This window comes from Alistipes indistinctus YIT 12060 (genome assembly GCF_025144995.1).
GTDB classification, from domain to species: domain Bacteria; phylum Bacteroidota; class Bacteroidia; order Bacteroidales; family Rikenellaceae; genus Alistipes_A; species Alistipes_A indistinctus.
In genome coordinates this window covers 275,378-296,600 of record NZ_CP102250.1, presented here as the reverse complement: position 1 = coordinate 296,600, position 21,223 = coordinate 275,378, and the positions used below count along the sequence as shown (strand labels likewise).

General features: G+C 51.9%; 17 protein-coding genes, 2 tRNA genes and 1 other RNA gene. 14 read left to right on the top strand and 6 right to left on the bottom strand.

Going from position 1 to position 21,223, the window contains the following annotated elements; all coding sequences use genetic code 11:
- Positions 1–6 precede the first annotated feature (6 nt).
- The gene (locus tag NQ495_RS01375) at positions 7–228 is read left to right on the top strand and encodes a hypothetical protein (RefSeq protein ID WP_009134781.1); all 222 of its coding nucleotides are present in this window, start codon (positions 7–9) and stop codon (positions 226–228) included.
- 82 nt (positions 229–310) lie between these two features.
- Positions 311–793 (top strand): hypothetical protein, encoded by a 483-nt coding sequence (locus tag NQ495_RS01370; RefSeq protein WP_009134782.1) that lies wholly within the window; start codon positions 311–313, stop codon positions 791–793.
- 191 nt (positions 794–984) lie between these two features.
- Here NQ495_RS01370 and NQ495_RS01365 read toward each other — a convergent pair.
- From NQ495_RS01365 to NQ495_RS01350, 4 genes are all read right to left on the bottom strand, one after another.
- Positions 985–1,059 (bottom strand) — tRNA-Pro (locus NQ495_RS01365).
- 28 nt (positions 1,060–1,087) lie between these two features.
- Positions 1,088–1,165, bottom strand: a tRNA-Pro gene (locus NQ495_RS01360).
- A 72-nt stretch (positions 1,166–1,237) separates the two neighbouring features.
- On the bottom strand, positions 1,238–2,134 hold the full coding sequence (locus NQ495_RS01355) for an LVIVD repeat-containing protein (RefSeq protein ID WP_009134783.1): 897 nt from the start codon (positions 2,132–2,134) through the stop codon (positions 1,238–1,240).
- On the bottom strand, positions 2,131–2,784 hold the full coding sequence (locus NQ495_RS01350; protein ID WP_009134784.1) for an HAD family hydrolase: 654 nt from the start codon (positions 2,782–2,784) through the stop codon (positions 2,131–2,133). The genes NQ495_RS01355 and NQ495_RS01350 overlap by 4 nt, the downstream gene beginning before the upstream one ends.
- A 114-nt stretch (positions 2,785–2,898) precedes the next feature.
- Here NQ495_RS01350 and NQ495_RS01345 point away from each other — a divergent pair, with 114 nt between their 5' ends.
- The 9 genes from NQ495_RS01345 (at position 2,899) to NQ495_RS01305 (ending at position 15,594) form a co-directional block, all read left to right on the top strand.
- Positions 2,899–3,120, top strand: a complete 222-nt coding sequence (locus NQ495_RS01345; protein WP_009134785.1) for a DUF4492 domain-containing protein — start codon at positions 2,899–2,901, stop codon at positions 3,118–3,120.
- Between the two features lie 39 nt (positions 3,121–3,159).
- On the top strand, positions 3,160–3,456 hold the full coding sequence (locus tag NQ495_RS01340) for a hypothetical protein (RefSeq protein WP_232208923.1): 297 nt from the start codon (positions 3,160–3,162) through the stop codon (positions 3,454–3,456).
- Between the two features lie 28 nt (positions 3,457–3,484).
- Entirely contained in the window at positions 3,485–5,086 is a 1,602-nt protein-coding gene (locus NQ495_RS01335) for a cytochrome ubiquinol oxidase subunit I (protein ID WP_009134787.1), read from the top strand.
- A 12-nt stretch (positions 5,087–5,098) separates the two neighbouring features.
- Positions 5,099–6,247 carry a cytochrome d ubiquinol oxidase subunit II gene (locus tag NQ495_RS01330; protein WP_009134788.1) on the top strand — a complete coding sequence of 383 codons (1,149 nt, stop codon included), beginning with the start codon at positions 5,099–5,101 and terminating at the stop codon, positions 6,245–6,247.
- Positions 6,248–6,296: 49 nt separating this feature from the next.
- A complete protein-coding gene (locus NQ495_RS01325) occupies positions 6,297–6,836 on the top strand; it encodes a porin family protein (protein ID WP_009134789.1) in 540 nt (179 codons plus the stop codon).
- 252 nt (positions 6,837–7,088) lie between these two features.
- Entirely contained in the window at positions 7,089–7,631 is a 543-nt protein-coding gene (locus NQ495_RS01320) for a porin family protein (protein ID WP_009134790.1), read from the top strand.
- A 132-nt stretch (positions 7,632–7,763) separates the two neighbouring features.
- The gene (locus tag NQ495_RS01315) at positions 7,764–12,524 is read left to right on the top strand and encodes a translocation/assembly module TamB domain-containing protein (RefSeq protein ID WP_009134791.1); all 4,761 of its coding nucleotides are present in this window, start codon (positions 7,764–7,766) and stop codon (positions 12,522–12,524) included.
- Positions 12,517–14,835 (top strand): translocation and assembly module lipoprotein TamL, encoded by a 2,319-nt coding sequence (gene tamL / locus NQ495_RS01310; protein WP_009134792.1) that lies wholly within the window; start codon positions 12,517–12,519, stop codon positions 14,833–14,835. The genes NQ495_RS01315 and tamL overlap by 8 nt, the downstream gene beginning before the upstream one ends.
- A gap of 102 nt (positions 14,836–14,937) precedes the next feature.
- Positions 14,938–15,594, top strand: coding sequence for an HAD family hydrolase (locus NQ495_RS01305; protein WP_009134793.1), 657 nt, complete (start codon positions 14,938–14,940; stop codon positions 15,592–15,594).
- A 75-nt stretch (positions 15,595–15,669) separates the two neighbouring features.
- Here NQ495_RS01305 and NQ495_RS01300 read toward each other — a convergent pair whose 3' ends face one another.
- Positions 15,670–16,212 carry a porin family protein gene (locus NQ495_RS01300; protein WP_050808015.1) on the bottom strand — a complete coding sequence of 181 codons (543 nt, stop codon included), beginning with the start codon at positions 16,210–16,212 and terminating at the stop codon, positions 15,670–15,672.
- A 317-nt stretch (positions 16,213–16,529) separates the two neighbouring features.
- Between NQ495_RS01300 and ssrA the strand changes: the two genes are divergently transcribed.
- Positions 16,530–16,931, top strand: a transfer-messenger RNA (tmRNA) gene (ssrA, locus tag NQ495_RS01295).
- Positions 16,932–17,031: 100 nt separating this feature from the next.
- Here the strand turns inward: ssrA and NQ495_RS01290 are convergent.
- Positions 17,032–18,153 (bottom strand): acyltransferase family protein, encoded by a 1,122-nt coding sequence (locus tag NQ495_RS01290; RefSeq protein ID WP_009134795.1) that lies wholly within the window; start codon positions 18,151–18,153, stop codon positions 17,032–17,034.
- A gap of 238 nt (positions 18,154–18,391) precedes the next feature.
- Between NQ495_RS01290 and NQ495_RS01285 the strand changes: the two genes are divergently transcribed.
- Positions 18,392–19,132 carry a cell division ATP-binding protein FtsE gene (locus NQ495_RS01285; RefSeq protein WP_009134796.1) on the top strand — a complete coding sequence of 247 codons (741 nt, stop codon included), beginning with the start codon at positions 18,392–18,394 and terminating at the stop codon, positions 19,130–19,132.
- A 131-nt stretch (positions 19,133–19,263) separates the two neighbouring features.
- The gene (gene gyrB / locus NQ495_RS01280; protein ID WP_009134797.1) at positions 19,264–21,222 is read left to right on the top strand and encodes a DNA topoisomerase (ATP-hydrolyzing) subunit B; all 1,959 of its coding nucleotides are present in this window, start codon (positions 19,264–19,266) and stop codon (positions 21,220–21,222) included.
- Position 21,223 lies beyond the last annotated feature (1 nt).

The window sequence follows — 21,223 nt, the reverse complement described above, 5'->3', positions numbered from 1 at the left end:
TCAGAGATGAGAAAATTTTCGAAAGAAACGCTCCAAAAACGTCTGAAAAGATTGGAAGAGCGCCTTTACAATGAAAAACTGAGACTGCACCGAGTGATTGACGACATGGGATGGGGTACCGGAATGCGCCGCGTCAAATGCACGCCTTCCTTCCAAAAAGAGGACGAATTGCAGAAAAGAATTGACGTTATTAAAGATCAGCTAAAAAGACTTGATGAAAATCACTGACAGCCGATAGTAAAATCTGTTTCAGAAGGTCGTCATTCACTGTGGGAATGGCGACCTTTTTTAAATTTTTAAACTTCCAAGTATGAAAACCATTGAAAGACTACGGATAAAAAAGACCGGATTAGACGCTGAATATGAGTCGGCAGTAAACGATAGCCGGTTCCGAAATATTTGTTTTGTCTCGGCGGGCAATCTTTCCAAATCTTCTTACCGCTATCGCAACAAACATCGAGAAAAACTTTGCCGGATTATCGACGAGCGTTCTTTGTGTGTACGCGCAATCAAGATAGTAGAAAACAAAGCTTTTACACCTGATGAGGTAGAAAAATGCAGGTTGGAGATCATGCACTGTTATCGAGAATACGACAGACCGTTACCCATGCCGTTGCCGATCATCGACTTTGCACGAATTATCCGACTCTCATTCCGGGACGAGTATAAGTCTGTCCTGAAAAAATACCCGATTATTCTGGATTTTGAGGATCGCAATGGAATTTATATCGTTGCATTAGACGATAAAATAATACACAAATGGCCGGAACTTGATGATGGAGCATATAAATGAAATTGCCGATCATGATCGGCAATTTTATCCTATTTGTTTGGATAGTATAGTATTAGTATCTTTGGTGTGAAAAGTGCGAAGGTCTATGCTGTTTCAGGTTTTGGGGCAAATTTTGGGGCAAATTTTAAAATCGCCAAAAAAAAAGGTTCTTGCTCGGGATGCAAGAACCTTATAATCAAAACTTTAATTTGTCGGGGTACCGGGATTCGAACCCGGGACCTCCAACTCCCGAAGCTGGCGCGCTAACCGGACTGCGCTACACCCCGTATAGATTTGGATGCCGGTTGAAGTCTTTGGTCGGGGTACCAGGATTCGAACCTGGGACCCCCTGCTCCCAAAGCAGGTGCGCTAACCGGACTGCGCTACACCCCGTCTGTCTATCGGTTCCCCAAAGACGACGCAAATGTAAACTATTTTTTTGTATTTACAAACAAAAAAACGAGTTTAGCGCACGATAACGATTCGGCTGGCGGGAAGATCCGGAATATAGAGTACGCCGTCACGCAACGCGATCCGCGCAGGACCGGACAATTCAACATCGGCCAAATCAAGCAATTGTACGCTTCGGTTCTGGAAATCCCAATAACCGACCTCGCCATTGACCCAACTGGTAAAATAGAGCCGCTGGCCGTCGCCGCTCAGTGCCAGACCGTCGTACTGCCCGGCCCGGTCGGTCAGCGGAGCGGGGTGAGGCATGCGAATATCCCCGATCTCATAAATTACGTTCTTATCGGTCGTCACGCCGTCGGGCGGGTAAGAAGCTACATACATCACATCGTCACGCAAGACAATCCCGTTCGCCCCCGGCACATTCGTATACAGCGTAAGCGCCTGCGGATCCAGCTTCGAAGGGGCGGATACATCCAGAGAATAAATGTTACCCGTATTGGTCACCGTCACATAAAGCGTATCGCCGGCCAACGCCATGTCGTTGACGAAAAGTTCGCCCTCCGGGAACGGAACGACCTGGGGTGCCTGAGAGAGGGTGTCCAGGTTATAGACCACCATTTTACCCACATCGGCGATAAACAGATGGGCATCTTTAATCAGCGTCCCTTTGGGACCTGAAAGATTACCGTCGGCAGGAATCAGCGTACGGAAAGTACCGTCCTTCCATTCGAGCACATAGCCTTTGCCTTCGGTATTGAGTGGATTGAGTTCGTCGGTACCGAAGTTGCATACCAATAAGCGGTCTCCGTCAGCCAACACGCTTTCGCAATAGGCTATGCTATCGTTTGTCAAAATCTCCACTTGGGGAACGGACGCCGGCCGGTTCTGCCCGCAGGAAGCCATCGTCAGCACGGCTCCAACTGCTGCAAACAGGTTCGTTGTAATTCTCATAGCTCGATATTTTTAAAGTGTGGATCTAAGGGATATTCGGCAAAAATCGGACGAAAATCCTCCCGCGGACGTGCCAAATAGGCCTGTAGCCCCAACCGGGACGCCGCTTCCACATTGGCTTCGCCGTCATCGATCAACAGGGTTTCGCCGGGTCGCATATCTCCATCGGCGAGCATGGTCCGGAAGATGGCCTCCCCGGGTTTGGCCAATTTCATCTCATAGGAGAGGAATAAGCGGTCGAAATAGGCATCCACCGTCAAGCCCTGTTTGGTGAAAACATTTTTTTTCATCCATTCGAACATGATCGTGTTCGTATTGCTCAGCATGAAAACCCGGTATCCTTTCCTGCGCAAATCAAGCAGCATATCGAGTTTGTAGTCGGGAATGTCGATCAGAAAACTGCACCAGGCGGCATCGATCTTCCGCTCATCGACATGATGGCCGACCTCGCGATCGACCAGATCGTAAACGGCCCGAGGTTCGACCTTGCCCTCTTCGAGTTGCAGGAAAACGCCGGATTGGCGGTAGGGGTTAATGTACTGATCGATTTGCATAAAACCTAATGCACGAAACGCGTCGATGGAGCGCTGAAGATCATAATCGATCAGCACTCCGCCCAAATCGAATACTATATTCCGGATTGGTGTCATAATTGCGGGGAGGGGATTACCGGACAAATATACAACAATCCGCCAATTTGAAGAGGGTTTTGTTTGGGATTCCCCCCGGATTTTCTATCTTTGATTAAGAGAAGTTTTACTTTAATGGCACATACGAACTGGGCATACCGGGTTTACCGCTTCTATGCGGACGGATTTCGCAGCATGACGCTGGGGCGCACGCTCTGGGCCGTGATCCTGATCAAGCTGTTCATCATGTTCGCCATCCTGCGGCTTTTCTTTTTTCCCGACATCCTCGGCCGGTTCCAAAACGACATTCAGAAGGGGGAGTATGTCCGGGAACGCTTTATCGAAGTAAAACCATAACTTCAACGTAAAATGGATAAATTATTATTTTCCATATTATTGGGACTACTCATCGGCCTGATTGACATCATCCCGATGATGGTGCAAAAACTACCTAAATATTCTACCGTATCGGCTTTCATACACTATTTTTTCATTACGATCGTCATTATCCATCTCGACCTGCCCCAAGTACCGTGGTGGCTTCAAGGGGGCATTGTCGCACTGGCCCTGACCGTTCCGATGTTAATTCAGGTCGGGCATGACGACCGCAAGCCTGTACCCATTATCGCGACCAATGCACTGATCCTTGGATCGGTCGTCGGAATCCTTGCTCATTTCACACACTTAACCTGATTATGACCAATTTAAAAACGGACTGCTTATGATACTATCTACTACCGACTGGATGCAAGTGGTCGACTGGTCGCGCGCGCAATTTGCGATGACAGCCATTTACCATTGGCTGTTCGTGCCGCTGACCCTCGGTCTCGGCATCATCTGCGCGATCATGGAGAGCATCTATTACCGTACCGGCAACGAGTTTTGGAAACGGACGACGAAGTTCTGGATGCGGATTTTCGGGATCAATTTCGCGATCGGCGTAGCAACGGGAATCATTCTCGAATTCGAATTCGGCACCAACTGGTCGAACTATTCGCACTTCGTAGGCGATATTTTCGGGGCCCCGCTGGCCATCGAGGGCATTATGGCTTTCTTTCTGGAAAGCACCTTCATCGCCGTAATGTTCTTCGGCTGGAACAAAGTTTCCAAAGGATTCCACCTCACGGCGACGTGGCTGACAGCCATCGGCGCGAACCTTTCGGCCCTGTGGATACTGGTGGCCAACGCATGGATGCAGTATCCGATAGGGATGACCTTCAACATCGCTACAGCCCGTAACGAAATGACCTCGTTCTGGGACGTACTCCTGTCACCCGTCGCACTGAACAAATTCTTCCACACGGTAACTTCCGGCTACGTACTGGCCGCTGTGGTAGTCGTGGGAATCAGCGCATGGTTCCTGCTGCGCAAACGGGAAGGGCAGATGGCCAAAGACAGTATCAAGGTGGCCGGCATCTTCGGGCTGGTCAGTTCGCTGGCCTTGCTCTATTCCGGCGATGGCTCGGGTGAGCAGGTGGCCAAAACCCAACCGATGAAACTGGCTGCGATGGAAGCCTTATACGACGGCAGCCGCGGTGCGGGACTGACGGTCATCGGCATACTCAAGCCCGAAAACGAACGAACCGACAACGAGAATGCCTACTATTTCAAAATAGACATTCCCAAATTGCTTTCGATCCTCAGTTTCAAAGACAGCAAAGCCTATGTAGCCGGAATCAACGACCTGATCGACGGCAACGAGGCCGAAGGCATCCTTTCGACGCAAGAGAAAATCGAACGGGGCAGGGTAGCCATCGAACAACTCGCCATCTACCACAAGGCGCTCAAAGAAAAAGATTCTGCCGAAATCGCGCGCGTAACGGCGTTGTTCAACCCGGACACGCCGCAGGGCAAGGCCTTCCTGGCCGAAAACTTCAAATATTTCGGCTACGGCTACCTGAACGCCCCGACCGACACGATCCCGAACGTCCCGCTGGTATTCTACACCTTCCGGATCATGGTTGCCCTGGGATGCTACTTCATCCTCCTGTTCGCAGTGGTATTGGCGCTGGTTTACCGGGATACAATCGACAAGCGCCGCTGGCTGCTGCTCGCACTGGTATGGTCGATCCCGCTGGCGTATATCGCATCCGTTTCGGGTTGGATCGTAGCCGAAGTGGGCCGCCAACCCTGGACAATCCAGGACCTGCTCCCCACGGTCGCATCCGTATCGCGCATCAATGCTTCGTCGGTGATGGTTACCTTCTTCATCTTCGTTGCGCTCTTTACGACACTGCTCATCGCCGAACTGATGATCGTCACCAAACAGATCAAGATCGGCCCGAAAGACGAAACGGCCCCGGCCGACAAACCGAATAAATAAGACTGCACGGCTATGGATACATATATTCTGTTACAGCACTATTGGTGGTTCCTGATCAGCCTGCTGGGCGCACTGCTGGTTTTCCTGCTCTTCGTCCAGGGAGGGCAGGGGCTGCTCTACACGATCGGCAAGACCGAAGAGGAACGTAACATGATCGTCAACTCGCTCGGCCGGAAATGGGAACTCACGTTCACCACGCTGGTCACGTTCGGCGGTGCTTTTTTCGCCTCGTTCCCGCTTTTTTACAGCACCAGTTTCGGCGGTGCATTCTACGTATGGATGCTGATCCTGTTCGTATTCGTTATTCAGGCGGTCGCATACGAATTTCGGCGGAAACCGGATAATTTCCTCGGGGAAAAGAGCTACAACGCATTCCTGATCATCAACGGAGTAGCAGGCGCATTCCTGCTCGGCGCTGCCGTAGGGACGCTTTTTACCGGCGCCAATTTTACGGTCGACCGCATGAATCTGGGCAATTACGACGGAGTGAACACTATTTCGCAATGGACCAACTCATGGCGCGGGCTGGATGCGTTGGCAGACTACCGAAACTGGGCATTGGGGTTCTCGGTGCTCTTCCTGTCACGAATCCTGGGCCTGCAATATTTCATGAACGACATCGATGACACCACGATCGCTTCGCGTTCAAGGAAACACCTGGTATACAATACCATTCCTTTCCTGGCCTGCTTCCTGACGTTCCTCATCAGCCTGCTCTTCGCCAACGGTTGGGCCGTCGATCCCACGACAGGGGTTATCTCCGTCGAACCGTTCAAGTACCTGCACAATCTGCTGGCAATCCCTGTGATAGCGGCAATGTTGTTAGTCGGTGTCCTGGCTGTATTATGGGGAATCGGCACCGGCATCTTCAAAGGCTCGCGCAAAAGCATCTGGTTCAGCGGCGGCGGGGCCGTGCTGACCGTGCTTTCGCTCCTACTGCTGGCCGGATTCAACAATACGGCTTACTATCCTTCCCTCTCTGACATGCAGAGCTCACTGACCATCTACAACAGCTCCTCGAGCCTCTTCACGCTTGAAGCGATGAGTATCGTATCGATCTTCATTCCGTTCGTCGTGGCTTATATCTGGTATTCGTGGCGTGCGATGAACCGCAAACCGATCACTCGCCAGGAAATCGAAAGCGACGATCATCTATATTAATCTTCCGAACACTATTAACCTGACAATACTAAACCTCAAAAATTGATTTATGAAAAAGAATCTGTTATTAGTGGTGGTTTGTACACTTTTCGTAACGAGTGCATATGCACAGGAAAGAGGATTTGGCTACGGAATTAAAGCCGGTGTAAACATCGCCAAAGTGACCAACATGGGTGTCGACTCAAAAGTCGGTTTTACTGGAGGTATCTTCGTGGATTACCGGTTCAGCAAAGTTTTTGCACTGTCTGCGGATATACTTTATTCCGGACAGGGAGGAGACGATACCCGTGAAAAACTTAAAACAGACAATTTGAACATCCCGATTCTGGCAAACTTATACCTCGCGAAGGGACTGGCTTTCAAAACCGGCCTGCAGCCCGGATTCGTAATGGGAGCCAAAATCGACGATACTCCGGTAACCGACGGATGTAACACGGTCACTTTCGCCGTTCCTGTCGGCCTGTCCTATACGTTTTCATGCGGTTTGCTTTTCGACGTACGTTATCAAATCGGGCTTTCCAACGTATTCAAGGAACAGGATAAATACCGTAACGGGGTGTTTTCGATTATGGCCGGATGGAGATTTTAAGTGTCGGTACCTGCTTATCTGATAAAAACAGGCGCTTTTAGCGCCTGTTTTTATTTTACCGTGACAGTTCTCCTGTTCTAAAACGGTAATTCACAACACCACAAAACACTTATTACAAAACACATAACCACATAAGACATATTTGCACGCAAAAAAAGCTGTAACAAAACATCCGACCCGGCGTTATATGATCGAACTGGTTCAAAGACAAAATTGATTGCGCTTTACAAACTAAAAAACATTAAAAGAACTATGAAAAAGATTTTGTTCTCTATCCTCGCCGTGGCCGCTTTCGCATTCACAGCTTCGGCCCAAGACACCGGATTCGGTTATGGTGTTAAAGCCGGTATCAATATCGCCAATCTGACCAACAGCGACGGCAATTACAAAGTCGGATTCACCGGAGGTATTTTCGCCGATTACCGTTTCAGCAACCTGTTCGCCCTTTCGGCAGACGTACTCTACTCGCGTCAGGGTGCAAAAGGCGATGATGCGAAAATTAAAACGGACAACCTGAACATTCCTATCCTCGCGAACTTCTACCTGGTTAAAGGCCTGGCCGTGAAAGCCGGCGTACAGCCCGGGTTCCTGCTGGGCGCCAACGACGGCATGAAAGATGCCTTCAAAACATTCGACCTCGCAGTTCCGGTAGGTGTGTCATACGACTTCAACTGCGGCCTGATCCTCGATGCCCGCTACAACATTGGAGTAACCAAGGTGGCCAAGGCTGAATACAGCGACGACAGCAAAATACGCAACAGCGTGTTCGCCGTAACGGCAGGTTGGAGATTCTAAAATCCCGCTTCCAGCGTCACAGGACAGGCCCTTACAAAAGGGCCTGTTTTTTTTGTTTAAAACCGGCGGAGGTTATAACTTTGGCGCGAAATTGGCTGGTGATCACCGCACTAATCGACGTGTCCGAGATCGATGGCTAAAAAGATTGTCAAATACCTGTTGCGGGGGCTGCTCTGCACGCTGGCTGTATTGATTGTACTGCCTGCATTGCTGTATATCCCGGCCATCCAAAACTTCATCCGCACCAAAGCGGAAGATTACGTCTCCGCACAGACAGAATTCAACCTGTCCGTGCGACGCATCCGGCTGGCATTCCCGTTAAACCTCGTGATTGAACAGGCACTGGTCAGCCAATCGGGCAACGATACATTGCTCTACTGCGGCAGGTTGCAGGCTGATGTGGCGTTGTTGCCGTTACTGCGCAAACAAGTCACCGTGCGGAAATTCACGCTGAGCCAAACCACAGCGAACTACCTCGACACGGCGGCCCAGTTCGGGCTGCGGGCCCGGATCGGTAAGCTGATCCTCAAAGCCGACGACATCGACCTGAAGCGTCGTGTGGCCGGAATCACCTCTGTCGAACTGTCGCAAGGCGACGTAAGCCTTTCGACCGGGGAGAGCCCGGCCGACACCACCGCCAAAGATACGGCAACAATCCCCTGGACCATTCAAGCCAAACGACTGCGGCTCAATCAGATCAATTTCAGGATGGAAACCCGGCCGCAAGTGACGCGATTGGCTGTACGCCTGGCAGCGGGTGACATCGCAGATGCAGAAATCGATCTGGGTAAGCAAGAGGTCCGTGTCAATCGGATTCTGCTGAAACAGGGCAACTACTCCTACCTGACGGACACCACATCTCAAAAGAGAACGGACACGGAAACCGTACAAGATGCGTCCTCAAATGTTGCTTCACAACCGTGGACGATTGCCGTAAACCGCATTGAACTCCAAAACAATGCGGCCGAGTACGGCCGCATTGACGGAATACCCGCCCCGGGATTCGATCCATCGCACATCGCGGTTTCCGGCCTGAATTTCGTAGCGGACTCGCTCTACAACCGGGGCAGTGAGATTCGCGGCCGAATTGCCTCCCTCTCTTTGAGAGAACGTAGCGGATTGGCGGTCGACCGGCTCAGCGGAAGTTTCGGAATGGATAGCAGCCGGATTTTTTTGTCGGATTTCAATGTGCAGACTCCGTTCTCTTCGATCCGGATCGACTTGCAAGCCGCCGCCTCGGCACTTAAACTCGATCCGGCCAGTACGTTGCAAATGAATCTGGCGGCAGACATCGACCTGAAAGAGATCATGCCGCTGACGCCCTTCAGGGACGACCCGGCCATACGAAAAGCCCTGAATGGAAAAACGGTTACGCTCAACAGCAATTTTTCAGGTACCGTCGGCAGGTTCTCCTCCGAAATCGCCCTAGCGATTCCGCATCATCTCAATCTTTCCGTGAACGGTCTTCTCGCTTCGGCAACCGACCCCGCAAAACTCAACGGCCAGGCCCGGATCAAAGGCGTATTCAGCCGAACGGACTTCTTGAGGGAATTATTGCCCGATTCGACCTTACGCAACCGGCTCCGCATTCCCGGCCACATCGGACTCCACGGACGCATCGAAATGCACAACGGAGCGTTCGCACCGGTACTCGCATTGGCTGTAGATTCCGGCACGCTTACACTGAAAGGACACCTAACGCCCAAAAGCCAGCAATACGACCTGACGCTCGCTTGCGATAGTTTCCCGGCAAAGGATTTCCTGCCGGCCGATTCGTTGGGGCGCATTACGTTGCAGTTGGAAACCCGGGGAAAAGGATTCGATCCGCTTGTAGCAAAGACACAAAGCGAGCTGAAGCTGCAAATCGACCGGTTCGATTACCTCGGTTTCCCGTACAACGGGATCGCACTGGAAGCGGTATTAAAGGAACAAAACCTGTCCGGGCGGCTGACCAGCCAAAACGAAGCGCTGCAACTCGATCTCGGATTACAAGGCCACCTGACAGAAACCATACAAAAGGCCGAAATCCGGGGAGTCGTAGACAGCTGCCACCTGGAGCGCATGCACCTGACCCGGGAGCGGATCGGGGGTACCCTCACAATCGACCTGACCGCTTCGGCAACTGCGGATAAGAGTTACACCGCGACACTGGCCCTCGACAAAATCGTTCTTTGGAACAAATGGGAAACCAATACAATCCGGCCGACGTCGCTCACATTGCTGTCAGCTCCCGAACGGGTAGAAGCCGGAATCCGCTCGGGAGACCTGCAGCTGGACTTCGAAACACGCGTCGGAGCCGATTCCCTTGGAGCCCGTTTCGCCCGCGGCGTAAAGCTGTTCTCCGAACAACTGCGCAATGAAGATTTCAACATGGATACCATCAGTAGCCAGCTACCGCCATTCCGGTTGCAGGCAACGGCAGGGAGGAAAAACATCCTGAACAACTACCTAAAATTACAGGGAATCAGCTTTAAAACATTTTCGTTTGACGCGCTGCTCAAAGATTCGACACCGTTTTCCGCCCGGATGGTCGTCTACCAGTTGACCTCGGGCAGTATCAGGCTCGACACGTTGACTTTCAGCCTGCACCAACAGCGCAAGCAACTCAACTACCTGCTCCGGCTGGCAAACCATCCGGGTAACCTGGATAATGTGGGTATGATCGCCCTCTACGGCAATATTGCGGGCGACCGGGCCATCCTGAACTGCCTGCAAAAAAGCCGTTCCGGCGAAGAAGGCTTCCGGTTCGGACTACAAGGCGTACTCTCGGACAGCACGGTTACGGTAAGCATGTTCCCCGAAAATCCGACATTCGGCTCCCGGCAATGGAGCGTCAATCCGGACAACCACATCGTGTATCACATCGGCAAGGACATCCATGCGGATTTCCTGCTCACACACGACAATCAACGCGTTTCACTGCGCACGACTGACCACACCGAGCACGGCCCGCTGGCGCTGGACATCGCCGGGATCGATATCGGTAAGACCCTGGCATTATTCCCGACCCCTCCCCCCATAGACGGTCGCTTCGATACGCACATCGTTTTGCAGCAGCAGGATACGACGGGTACTTCGCTGGAGGCCGGAGGCAACGTCAACGTCACCGACCTGCAATATGACAAACGGCGTATCGGGACCATCGGACTCGGCTTCGATTACCGGATGGAGAAGGGAAGCCGTCAGCAGTTCGCCGCAAAACTCTCGCTGGACAGCACGGAGGTGTTATCCGCCCGAGGCAGCTATACCGACACGCTGCCGGAGCGGCCGCTCGAATTGAAGGTTGAATTGCCGGGACTGCCGCTCACCCCCGTCAATGCACTGTTAACACCGGGCATGGCACAGCTGTCGGGCGCCCTGAAAGGGAAGATCGCCGCAACAGGCTCCTTCCAGAATTTATCGGTCGACGGCAGCCTTGCCTTTGCGGAAACAGCCGTGGAAGTGGGTATGATCGGGACTACGTTCACATTGTCGCCCAGCCCGATCTCGATCGACAACAGTCTCGTCCGGTTCGGCAACTTCCAGATTATCGCACCAAACAAGAAGCCGCTGACGATCGACGGACAAATAAACCTGCGGGACTTTCGCGCCATCACGGCCGACCTGCTCCTCACCGCATCCGATTTCCAGGTGGTCAACGTGGCTAAAAGCCGCAAGTCGATGGTGTACGGACAAGCTTATATGGATCTGAATACGAAAGTCAAAGGCAGGCTCGACAATCTGTTCGTCCGGGGAGACGTCTCGCTGCTGGGCGGCACGGAGGTGAACTACGTCATGCAGGACTCCCCGTTGGAGGTGAAACAACAGAACCAGAATATCGTTACATTCGTCTCGTTCAACGATACCACCGAGTTCGAACAGTTCGATTCGATCCGCCCGATGAAGATCAACGGGCTGGATATCCAGGTAAATGTCAACGTAAACAACTCTGTCAAACTGGGCGTCGATCTGTCGGAAGATGCAGAAAACAGGGTCCAGTTGCAGGGAGGGGGTAACCTCACCTATACGATGAACCAATTGGGAGACAGCCGTTTTTCAGGTAAATACGAAGTCTCCGGCGGGTTCGTGCGCTATAAACCGCCCGTAATTTCTGAAAAATCGTTCGACATCGTCGCGGGCAGTTACGTCGAATGGAGCGGGGAGATGCTCGACCCGGCCTTCAACCTGACCGCCGTCGACAAAGTGCGGACGAACGTCACCAGCGACGGCAGCGACAGTGGGCGTCCCGTTACGTTTGACATCAGCATCAACCTTCGTAATACGCTGAGCGATCTGGCTGTCACGTTCGACCTTTCGGCTCCCGAAGACCTGACCATGCAGAACCAGCTCTCGTCGCTGACCGCCGAACAACGGGCCAGCCAGGCGATGAGCCTGCTAATCTACAACACTTACACGGGACCCGGCACCACCGCGAAGGTCAATTCGTCGAACCCGCTGAACACTTTCATCGCCAAAGAGCTGAACCAGTGGGCGCAGAACAACCTCAAAGGCGTAGACCTGAGCTTCGGCGTGGATACATACGACCAGACCGCCAACGGAGGAACGCAGCGCACGGACTACTCGTACAAAGTCTCGAAAAACCTCTTCAACAACCGTGTCCGCGCGGTGATCGGAGGCAAGTTCAGCACCGATGCGGACCCGACCGAGAACCTTAAAGAAAACTTAATCGACGACATTTCACTGGAATACATGGTCACCAAACGCGACAATATGTTCGTCAAGCTGTTCCGGCATACCGATTACGAAAGCATCCTCGAAGGTGAAGTAATCGAAACGGGAGTCGGTTTCGTGATCCGCAAAAAGATGCTCAAGATCACCGACCTGTTCCGGTTTATGAAGAACAAAGTCCAAACACAGGCCGCACCGCCGGCCAAAACCGCAGCTAATGAATAGCAGACAACGACATACCGGTACCTGGACACACATCCTGCTGGGTTGCGGAGCCGTGCTGTGGTTGGCAGGCTGCTCCACCACAAAACGACTGGCATCGGACGAAGTGCTCTATACCGGCGTCAAAAAAATCACGATCAATACCGATTCGAGCGGCCGGATTGCCCCGGGCATTGAATCGGCCGTCAAAGATCCGCTGTCGGTAAAACCGAACAACCCGCTGTACAGCCCCTATGTCCGCACTCCGTTTCCCATCGGGTTGTGGGCCTACAACCACCTGTACACGCCCAAAACAAAAGGGTTTCGCCACTGGCTATACAACCGCCTGGCCAAAAACCCGGTACTGATTTCCAAAGTGCAGCCCGAACTGCGCACAAAACTGGTAGCCGACATTTTAGGCAATTACGGCTATTTCGGCTCCGAAGCGCAATATACTTTGCTGCCGCGCAAAAACCCGAAAAAGGCAAAACTCAGTTATGACATTCATGTCGGCAAACCGTGGTTCTACGACAGTATCGCCTATCCCCGCCTCACAGGACCGCTCGGCGCGGCGTTCGATACGTTGCAGGCTTCGTCGCTGATCCGTCCCGGCGCGCAATACAACATGGACACGCTCTCCGCCGAACGGCAGCGCATCAGCAATATCCTGCGCAACGCCGGTTACTATTTTTTCCGTCCGGACTACATCGACTACCAGGCCGACACGACACAGCACCCCGAACGGGTACAGCTGCGCATGCAGGTCAAGCCGACCGTTCCGGAAGTGGCATTACGACCGTACACGACCGGCAGCCTCACCGTACAACTGCAAAATATCCGTCCCGGGATTCAGGATACGCTTCGGTTGCAGGATTACCGGCTGATCTACCAGAAAAAACTGAAAATCCGCCCGAAAGTACTCTCCAAAGCCATCACGCTCGACAGCGGCAAGCTGTTCACGGTAGCCGACCAGAACAAAACCCTGACCAACCTGAACAAACTGGGCATATTCCGCTCGGTAAACCTCAGCGTCACGCCTCCCGATTCGCTGCACGGACGCGATACGCTCGATGTGGAAATAGCCGCCGCTTTCGACTATCCGCTGGAGGCGGAACTGGAAATGAACGTCACCTCGAAATCGAACAGCCTCCTCGGGCCGGGACTCTCCCTGCGCATAAACAACAACAATCTGTTCCGGGGCGGGGAAGTGCTCTCGCTCCGACTGAACGGTTCGTACGAATGGCAGACCGGAAACCGGAATTCGGGAGGGACGAAAGCCTCGCTGCTCAACTCCTACGAATTCGGGCTCAACGCATCGCTGGAGTTCCCTAAACTGATCTTCCCCGGTTTCTTTTCGCGAGTCACCGCTTACCCGTCACGTTCCCGCATCCAACTCGGCGCAGACCTGCTGAACCGTCCCAAGTTCTTCAAGCTGATTTCGTTCAGCACCTCGCTCAGTTACGACTGGCAGAGTTCTCCGAACAGCTATCACTCGGTGTCGATCCTGAAACTCACGTACAACCGGCTGCTGCACACATCAGCAGAATTCGACTCCACCCTGAACGAAAACCCGGCCATCGCGCTGAGTTTCCGCAACCAGTTCATCCCGGCCATGTCGTACACCTATACGTTCGACAAAAGCTATCCGCGCAACCGGTTGTACTGGCAGAGCAGTTTCACTTCGGCCGGCAACCTGCTGTACGGCATTATGGAATTATGCGGACAAAAAGGCCCTAAAAAGATTTTCAACAACCAATTCGCCCAATTTATCAAAGCGACGAGCGAAGTCCGGTTCTATCAGCGGATCGGCGAATCGGCCAGCTGGCTGGCTTACCGCTTTATGATCGGTGCTGCGCATCCGTATGCGAATTCTCAAGTCATTCCTTACAGCGAACAGTTCTATATCGGAGGAGCCAACAGCATCCGCGCGTTTACAATCCGCTCGCTCGGCCCGGGCAGTTACCGTCCGCCCGCAGACAATAAAAACGGTTATCTCGACCAAACCGGAACTTTCAAGTTGGAAGCCAACGTCGAATTTCGGTTCAAAATGATCGGCAAGCTCAACGGCGCACTATTCGTAGATGCGGGCAATATCTGGCTGTTGAAAAAAGACAAAGACCGCCCGGGAGCCGAACTGACCTGGCGAGGATTGGGGCGCGAAATTGCGTTGGGCACCGGTTTCGGCCTGCGTTACGACATCAGTTACCTGGTGATCCGGGCCGACCTGGGTATCGGCATCCACGCCCCATACGATACCGGGAAACACGGATACTACAACATCCCCAGCTTCAAAGACGGCCTCGGTTTCCACCTGGCTATCGGCTATCCGTTCTGACCGGACATAACCACATTGCCTCCAACAAATGGAGGATTACCGTCCTGGACTGGCAATTTCACTTAAGATTGGCTATTTTTGCACGAATTCAAATTGCGACAAATGACAAAACTGGTTATTTTCGATCTTGACGGCACCCTGCTCGACACGCTTGAAGACCTGGCCATCAGCACAAATCACGCATTGGCACAAAACGGATTCCCGCAACACGACACCGAAGCCTACCGTTTTTTCGTCGGCAACGGCATTACCAAACTCATGGAACGGGCGCTACCCGAGGACCAGCGCAATGAAAAGACAGTCCTCCGGGTACGACAGGATTTCGTCGACTATTATTCCATACACAATATGGACTATACCAAACCTTATCCGGGCATTCCCGAGTTGATCGACGACTTGCAAAAGCAGGGGCTCCGCATGGCTGTCGCCTCGAACAAGTATCAGGCGGCCACGGGAAAATTGATCGACCGCTATTTTCCTGCAGGCACCTTCGCCGCCGTGCACGGCCAACGTGAAGAGATCCCTCCCAAACCCGATCCAACGATCGTCCGGAACATCCTTACGGAAACCGGTTCCACGTCGGCAGATACCCTGTATGTCGGAGATAGCAGCGTCGATATGCGCACGGCAGCCAATAGCGGGCTCCGGTCAGTAGCCGTAACGTGGGGATTCCGCCCGCGCAAAGAACTCGAAGAGAACGGAGCGATGTTTGTCATCGACCGACCGGAACAACTGCTGGAGATCGTCAGGACGGAATAATACATCTGTGTATTCAATACGAAGAGGCCCCCGGGGACCGGGGGCCTCTTCATTTCTTTCGTTCCAAATAGTCCGTTATCTAAACCGATATCCGACGGTAAATGCAAATGCGACGGTATGCATGGGGAAATCAAATTCATCCACACTATATTTTACACCCGCATTATAACGGGCCTCGAAAATTACCCCGCAATTCAATTCATAAGAAAGTCCGACAGGAATCGCCCAATCCGTAGATGCAGAACTGGAGCGTATAGAGCTGTTATAAACTTCACTTCCATCTAAAAAAAAGGCGGGTTGTATACCGGCTTTTACAGCCAATGACCTGGTCAGATAAAAATTAACCAAAACAGGAATTTGCAAATAGTCCAGTTTCATTCGGTTTTCGCCATCACCATTAAGCTTAATATCAGCACCCTGACGTGCATAAAGCAAGTCTGCTGAAAGCGCCCAGCGGGAATTAAAACGATAATCCGCAAAGAAACCTCCTGTAAATCCGGCACGATACGAACTCTGGCTTTTTTCACCTTTGGGGATCGTCAGGGAAGTCGCGGCAACCCCGGCTTTCACACCGAACCCCAATTTACGCTCCTGAGCCGACGAAACGATTACCATCATCGTGCATACACAGATTAATAACAACTTTCGCATAATCAACAATTATTAGAAGGATGGTTATTTAGGCCTGATGCCAGTCAATTGTTTCAATTCATATCTGTATTGTCCTGGTTTTCCATCGAACGGAATCAAATTATCCGATTCCTCCGGAGTACTCGGTGAAAAAACTTCGCTTAAGAAATAACCGTCTCCTCGGCTATCCCAGCCCCAATTACAATGTAACCAATATTTCGATATTCCTGTCACATCTAAATAATTTTCCTCTATTTATTTCGTTATCCTGACAAAGAACATTATCTTTGTCAAGATGCAATAAAGGGGCTGACCGGTTTTGACAGCAGGTAGAGTCTGATTGTAAGCATGCCGAGCGTTGTGTGGAGGCTCGTTAAAGTGAACGCTCAAACTACAAATGGCAATAATAGCTACGCACTCGCTGCTTAATTTTACCAAGTAAAATGGCTTAATCCCGCGGTCCAAGGAGGCTGAGGGACGAGTACCCCGCCGAAGACTCCGCCCGGTAGTCAAGAGGCATACGGGGTATCATCAGAACTGGGATAGCGGTTCAGGCGCCTGGAACGAATCGCGAAATTTACAGGCTGGGGTCATGGCTGGGTCGCCTTCGACCAGGTCACGGCAGAAGGATTAACCGAAGGATAAGCATGTAGAAAGCTCTTGGGTTCCTTGTTTGGACGAGGGTTCGAATCCCTCCAGCTCCACTTGACAAACAATAAAAATAGCACTGATAATCAGTGCTATTTTTATTTTACGAAACCGAAACATTCAAAAATCGCCAAACATACATCCCAGTACGGTTTCGGTTTATTTGACTTTTTGAGAATTCAGGAACCGGTTCGTCAAATATCTCCGAACCGGAATATCATAAAATTTCAAACAAATATAAGCTAGGACAATGCTTCCTATGACGACACCCAATGCGCCGGGCAATGACTCCCGGAAGGTAAGGTTGCCATTCTTTACCCAAGCATAATAGAGATAAATAAACGGATAGTGGACCATATACAAAGGATAAGAAATTTCACCTAAGAATTTACATATTCTTATCGTATACTTATCGGTACTTTTCCCCGAAGCCCCGAGATAAACCAGAAGTGGAAAACACACTGCGAAGCATACCGTATCATACACTCCGTTCACCCATAAATATTCGGCACCCCCCAGACGGGGCACAGCCAAAAGCACGACGATAGACAAACTGCAGATCCAGAAGGCGCCCTTTACGTGAATCGGCTTGAAAATACGGAACAGGAGCAGTCCGGCAGAAAAAGAGAACAACAGCCGCAGCAATCCTCCGGTAAATTCTATCCCGGTCAGTGAAAATCCGGCGCATATATCACCGTACGGCCCCCCGATAGCAAATGCTGCCAAGCCGCACCCTGCGGCAAAAACAAGTACGGCCAGCGCCTTGGTCGAAAATTTACGAATGACCAAGGCATAGAGAATATTTCCTATATATTCAAAGAAAAGAGACCAACTGGGCCCGTTCAACGGATACATCTCGCCCAAGCCCCGGACTTCGGTTCCGGGAGTCGCCGGAATCAGCAACGCGTTCATAAATGTGGCGATAAATAGGGCCAGAATAGTCACTTTCGACACATCCCACACCGAACACCCCTGCCAATAGAACATAACGCCCCCGATAAGCGCTCCCACCACAACCATCGGGTGCAAGCGTATCACTCTCCGTTTGATAAAGTCCGTAATCTTCATCTTTCCCCAACGGTCGTCATAAGCATAACCTATAACGAACCCGGACAGTATGAAGAAAAAATCGACCGCCAAATAACCGTGATTGATGCGTTGATCCAGATGACTGGTCGCATAGGCTTCGAATATGTGAAACCAGACGACCATGATTGCCGCCACTCCGCGCAGTCCGTCGAGTATTTCATAGTGTGGCTTTGTATTTGGAAATGCAGCCATAGTGATTCCTGTTTTTCATCATTAAATCGGATGGAAAAGCGAAAATACAAAATAAAGACGTAAAAATAGGCAATATCACTTTTTCGAAATCAATCATACAGATACTGTTTTCTCTCCCAAAGGTCAACAGCCACAATGAATCCTCAATATTGTCTGCTAAAATTATCAACACTTCATCAACAAATGCAGGGCAGAGCTGAACTATTCGGTATCTTTGTAAAGTCAAATTTGCTGTATTATGGAACCAAATGCCGTCGTCGAACTCAGGAACGTTTCGATTTACCACACCCGGGACTCTTTCAAGGAGGCCAGCTTCCGTAAAAAGCGGGACAATTGCGACTTGGTGCTTTCGGACGTGAACCTTACCGTCCGGCCCGGCGAACTGGTCTACCTGATCGGCCGCGTAGGGTCGGGCAAAAGTTCGCTGATGAAAACCCTGTACGCCGAACTGCCGCTGGTCGAAGGCGAAGGGTGGGTCGCAGGCTTCGACTTGACCAAAATCCGACGCAAGGACATCCCGTACCTTCGCCGGCGCATGGGCATCGTTTTCCAGGACTACCAGCTGCTGACCGATCGCAATGTATTCCAGAATCTGCAGTTCGTACTGAAAGCCACCGGATGGAAGAACGACATGGAGATCAAAAACAAAATCGCCGAAGTGCTCAACGAAGTCGGGTTGGTCAACAAGGAGTATAAAATGCCGTTCCAGCTTTCGGGCGGCGAACAGCAGCGCCTATCCATCGCACGTGCGTTGCTGAACAACCCTCAGGTGATTCTCGCCGACGAACCTACCGGCAACCTCGACCCAGCCGCGTCCGACGGCATTATGCAGCTCTTCCGCGCAATTGCCGGCAACGGCTGCGCAGTCATCATGGCCACGCACAACATCGGCAACATCCAGCAATATCCTTCGCGCACCATCCGTTTTAATCAAGGACAAATCGAGGAGATCGACATTGTCTCCATTCTTGGTTATTAATGGCCGTTCGAGTGGCTTCCAAACCGCGCAGAGAGTTGGAAAATTACGTAATTTTCCGTATCTTTGAACGTTTGAAACACCTTGCCGCCTAAGGGCAGGCATACATCCTAAAGACATCAGAGACAGAGAAGATGAGCACAGAACACGAAAAAATGATTGAAGAAGAATATTCGGCGTCCAGTATCCAGGTACTCGAAGGGCTCGAAGCGGTCCGCAAGCGCCCGGCCATGTACATCGGGGATATCGGCGTAAAAGGGTTGCACCACCTGGTCTACGAGGTGGTGGACAACTCGATAGACGAGGCATTGGCCGGATATTGTTCGAATATCGAAGTCTATATCAACGAAGATAACTCGATTACGGTTGAGGACGACGGTCGGGGTATTCCGACGGATTTCCATGAAAAAGAGGGCAAATCAGCACTCGAGGTCGTACTCACTGTGTTGCACGCCGGCGGTAAATTCGACAAGGACAGCTATAAGGTTTCGGGGGGACTGCACGGAGTAGGTGTCTCCTGTGTGAATGCGCTTTCGAACCTGTTGGTCGCCGAAGTGCACCGTCAGGGTAAAGTGCACGTCCAGAAGTTCAGTAAGGGCGCTCCGCTGGGCCCGATGGAGATTACCGGCGAGACCGATTCTCACGGCACGATCATCACCTTCAAGCCCGATGACAGCATCTTTATCGCAACCGAATACAACTACGAAATTTTGTCGTCCCGCCTGCGCGAACTGGCCTACCTGAATAAAGGAGTCCGGCTGAACATCACCGACAAGCGCGAAAAAGACGAGAACGGCAATTACCGCCGCGACGAATTCTACTCGACGGACGGGCTGAAAGAGTTCGTCAAATTCCTCGACGAAAACCGCGAATCACTGATCGACAACACGATCTATATCGACACGGAGCGCGACGGCGTTCCGGTAGAGGTGGCGATGCAGTACAATACGAGCTTCTCGGAGAATGTCCACTCGTACGTCAACAACATCAACACGATCGAGGGTGGGACGCACCTGACCGGTTTCCGACGTGCACTGACACGTACGCTGAAAAAGTACGCGGAAGATTCGGGTATGCTCTCCAAAGTAAAATTCGAGATCAACGGTGACGACTTCCGCGAAGGACTTACCGCTGTAATTTCGGTCAAGGTACAGGAACCGCAGTTCGAAGGCCAGACCAAGACCAAACTGGGCAACAGCGAGGTGTCCGGAGCCGTCGATCAGGCCATCACCACGGCACTGACCCATTACCTCGAAGAAAACCCCAAAGATGCCCGCTCAGTAGTCAATAAAGTGATTTTGGCCGCTACGGCCCGGCATGCCGCCCGCAAAGCGCGCGAAATGGTGCAGCGCAAAACCGTCCTCTCGGGTTCGGGTTTACCGGGCAAACTGGCCGACTGTTCGTCACGCGACCGCGACAAAACCGAAATCTTTTTCGTCGAGGGCGACTCGGCAGGCGGAACCGCCAAGCAGGGACGCGACCGGACATTCCAGGCGATCATGCCGTTGCGCGGTAAAATCCTGAATGTCGAGAAAGCGATGAAACACCGGGTTTGGGAGAACGAAGAGATCAGCAACATGTTCAAAGCGCTCGGGATCGTTCCCGGCGGAGACAACAATGCCGACGACGAACAGGAAGTAAGCCTGGAAAAACTGCGCTACGGCAAGGTGATTATCATGACCGATGCCGACGTCGACGGCAGCCACATCGCCACGCTGATGCTGACTTTCTTCTTCCGCCACATGAACAGCCTGATTCAGAACGGCCACGTCTACATCGCCACGCCGCCGCTTTACCTCGTCAAAAAAGGTAAGAACAGCCGCTACTGCTGGACCGAGGAAGAACGCGAAGCCACGTTGGCCGAATACGGATCGAAAGGCGCGCACGTTCAGCGCTATAAAGGTCTCGGTGAGATGAACGCACATCAATTGTGGGAAACGACCATGTCCCCCGAAACCCGCATCCTGCGCCAGGTAACGATCGAGAGCGCCGCCGAAGCCGACCGCATCTTCTCGATGCTGATGGGCGACGACGTACCGCCCCGCCGCGAATTCATCGAACGCCACGCGAAGTACGCGAATATCGACATTTAAT